The following is a 2,899-nucleotide window of genomic DNA, read 5'->3' as shown; positions in this document are numbered from 1 at the left end:
CCCCCTACTGGCTGGTCCTGTTCGGCGTGGACAACTTCAAGGGCGTCAATGACAGCTGGGGACACGGGGTGGGGGATGCCGTGCTGTTTCGGGTGGCGACCATCATGGCGAGAACCCTGGGGGAAGGGGGGGTCTACCGGATCGGCGGGGACGAATTTGCGGCCCTGCTGCCCTGGGAGCGGGAGGAGGTGGAGTACGGCCTGACCCACCTGCTGGGAAGGGTACGGACGCTGCAATGGCGCGAGTTCGAGGCGTCCATCACCCTGAGCGCCGGAGGCGCGCACTATCCGGAGGACTCCCCTGACCCGTTCGAGCGGGCCGATGAATGCCTCTACGAGAGCAAGCGGCAGGGACGCGACTGCTGGCATCTCTCCTCCCCTGAAACGCCCTCCTGCGGGGGGATGTGACAGTATCTGTCAGAGCATTGCGGTGGGAAAAATAATGCTCTGGGGCAAGAATCGGGTCACAGCGGAGATAATTTCCTATGTGACCTTTTTTTTTAATTAATTTTCATGTGTTTAGCCTGTCCCAATGGAACCTGTCGCGAACAGGAGACAACCGGGTTGCCGCCGCTCTCCCTGTTGCAGCAGTAGCGCGGGGCATGCCGCTTTGTATAGTGCTGGGAAAAATCACCAGTCATCAGGCTTGACGGGAGTATCCCATGAAAATGAAACAGTTTGGCATGAGTACGGTGGCATTGCTGGGGTCGCTGCTGTTGGGAACGGGTCAGGTGCAGGCGTCCGAGACCCTCAATACCATACTCGGCGGCGGTGCCGGCGGGGTGGCCGGGACCATGATCGGCAAGGAGCTGGGCGGCGACACGGGCGCCCTGGTCGGGGCGGCGATCGGCGGTGCGGCAGGTGGGGCGGCCACGGCCAACCGGGGCAACAAGAATGAAGCCGCCCTCGGAGGCGCCGTCGGTGCCCTGGGTGGCGCCGCCATCGGCAAGAGCGTCGGGGGCGACACCGGTCGCCTGATCGGGGCCGGCATCGGCGGTGCAGGCGGTTCCGCCATCGGCGCCAAGACCGGCGATACTCACGAGAGCCGGGGTGGCCGTTACTACGGTGACCGGCACTATCATGATCACCGCCACTACTACAAGAAGCACAAGAAACACCGCAAGCACAAATGGCACGATGATTGATGCCACTGCAGGATGCAAGAAGGGGCCACTGGCCCCTTTTTTTGATCCCGCAGCCGAGGTCCGGGGACGGTGTGCGCCGGGCTAGACCAGCCGGTGCTGGCGCCTGCCGAGGGCGAAGGCGTTGATATTGTCGATCAGCTGATCCGCGAGTCGCTGCATCGACTCCTCGCTGGCCCAGGCGACATGGGGGGTCAGGATGAAGTTGGGGTAGCGCAGGGCCTGCATCAGGGGATGATCCGGAGGCGGCGGCTCCTGGCTCGCCACATCGAAGCCGGCGCCGCCGAGGCGCCCGTTGCCGAGGGCCTCCAGCAGGGCCTGCTCGTCCACCAGGCCGCCGCGTCCCACGTTGATGAGCAGGGCGCCCGGTTTCATCATGGCCAGCTCCCGCTCGCCTATCAGGTGGCGGGTATAGGGGGTCAGCGGGCAGTGCAGGCTGATCACGTCCGAGCTCTCCAGCAGGGCGTCCAGGGGCAGTCGGTCGTCATCGCCACTCGTCCCTACCTGGCTCTGGGCATAGCGAACCTCCATGCCGATGGCCTGGGCCCGCTGCCCCAGCGCCTGCCCCAGCGTCCCCTTGCCGATGATGCCGAGGCGCTTGCCGTGCAGATCCGCGATGGGGTGATCGAAGAAGCAGAACTGGCCGCTCTGTTGCCAGCGCCCCTCCAGCAAGGATTGGCGCCAGGCGAACAGGTTGCGTGACAGGGCCAGCATCAGCGCCATGGCGTGCTCGGGGACGGAGGGGCCCGAGTAGTTGCGGATGTTGCACACGGCGACACCGGCGGCGCGGCACGCCTCCAGATCTAGGTTGTCGCTGCCGGTGGCCGCGAGGGCAATCAGCTTGAGCTCGGGCAACCGGGCCAGTTCGTCGGCACCGATGCGGACCTTGTTGATGATGGCGATGCTGGCGCACGCGAGGCGCTCAACCACCTGATCCGGCGCCGTGGCCGGATAGCTCTGCCAGTGATGGGGAAAATCGGGGCGACGCAGATTGATGCCGGCGTCCAGGGTGTCGCTGTCGAGAAACACGATTTGCTGCATGAAGCCTCCTGCCAATGGAAGAGACATGATGCCAAAGAGGGAGGGCGGCTGACCAGCCCGGTCATGAGCGGCGGCAGGAGGGCCGCTCCTGCCTCGTCATGGGTTCAGATCCAGCCCAGGTGGGTCAGCCAGCCCTGGATGCGTCCGGGGGTCTCCTCGAGATCCATCAGGGCATAGGGGCGATAGTTGAGCTTGTGGCTGCGTCGGCTCTCGTGCCTGCGCGCCTCGGCGGCCAGCAGGGGCCAGCGGTTGCCCTCCTCCTGGTAGAGGTCAAGGGTGGGCACGCTGGCCTGGGCTACCTGCTTGGCAAGGGTCTGGTTGCTCTGCTGGTTGGGGAAGAAACCGTCCAGCAGGACCAGGGCGTCGGGGGCGGGCAGCTGCTCGCTCGCGATGAGGTTCGCGGCCCAGGCCGCGCTGGTGCCCTGTGCCAGCAACAGCCTGAAGCCACCCTCCTGCAGCTTGGCGTCGCCGATCTCGCTGATGCGGGTGGCAAACTGTTTGCGAAAGTCGTCGATGGCCTGCTGTTTCTTTTCGGCTGCGGGGTCCAGCTCGGCCTGGCGGGGGGAGGGGAGCAGCAGCAGGGTATCGAACCCGAGACGTCCCAGATCCCGGGTCAGTTGCCATAGCTGGCCGCTGCGCTGCCAGTCGGGCAGCAGGATCGCGAGCCCCACGTAGTTGTCGCCGTCGTGCTTCGCGAACAGCACCCGCTGCTTGTCG

Annotated in this window: 4 protein-coding genes; 2 read left to right on the top strand and 2 right to left on the bottom strand. The window is 65.5% G+C overall.

All coding sequences use genetic code 11. The annotated features are described in order from the left end of the window. A partial coding sequence (locus BN1136_RS19515; protein ID WP_156135308.1) for a GGDEF domain-containing protein occupies positions 1–407 on the top strand: 407 nt, incomplete at its 5' end. 254 nt (positions 408–661) lie between these two features. Continuing rightward, positions 662–1,144, top strand: a complete 483-nt coding sequence (locus BN1136_RS13910; protein WP_043762168.1) for a glycine zipper domain-containing protein — start codon at positions 662–664, stop codon at positions 1,142–1,144. An 81-nt stretch (positions 1,145–1,225) separates the two neighbouring features. On the opposite strand, the gene BN1136_RS13905 is transcribed toward BN1136_RS13910, so the two are convergent. Then, positions 1,226–2,182 carry a D-2-hydroxyacid dehydrogenase gene (locus BN1136_RS13905; RefSeq protein ID WP_043762166.1) on the bottom strand — a complete coding sequence of 319 codons (957 nt, stop codon included), beginning with the start codon at positions 2,180–2,182 and terminating at the stop codon, positions 1,226–1,228. A gap of 104 nt (positions 2,183–2,286) precedes the next feature. After that, positions 2,287–2,899 (bottom strand): DUF3530 family protein (locus BN1136_RS13900; protein ID WP_043808706.1); only part of this gene is annotated, 613 nt, incomplete at its 5' end.

The organism is Aeromonas taiwanensis (genome assembly GCF_000820165.1).
Taxonomy (GTDB): Bacteria; Pseudomonadota; Gammaproteobacteria; order Enterobacterales; family Aeromonadaceae; genus Aeromonas; species Aeromonas taiwanensis.
This window is presented reverse-complemented; position numbering and strand designations above follow the sequence as displayed.

Coding starts and splice junctions, on each gene's coding strand:
- BN1136_RS13910 (WP_043762168.1), top strand. CDS start 662: ATGAAAATGAAACAGTTTGGCATGAGTACGGTGGCATTGCTGGGGTCG.
- BN1136_RS13905 (WP_043762166.1), bottom strand. CDS start 2,182: ATGCAGCAAATCGTGTTTCTCGACAGCGACACCCTGGACGCCGGCATC.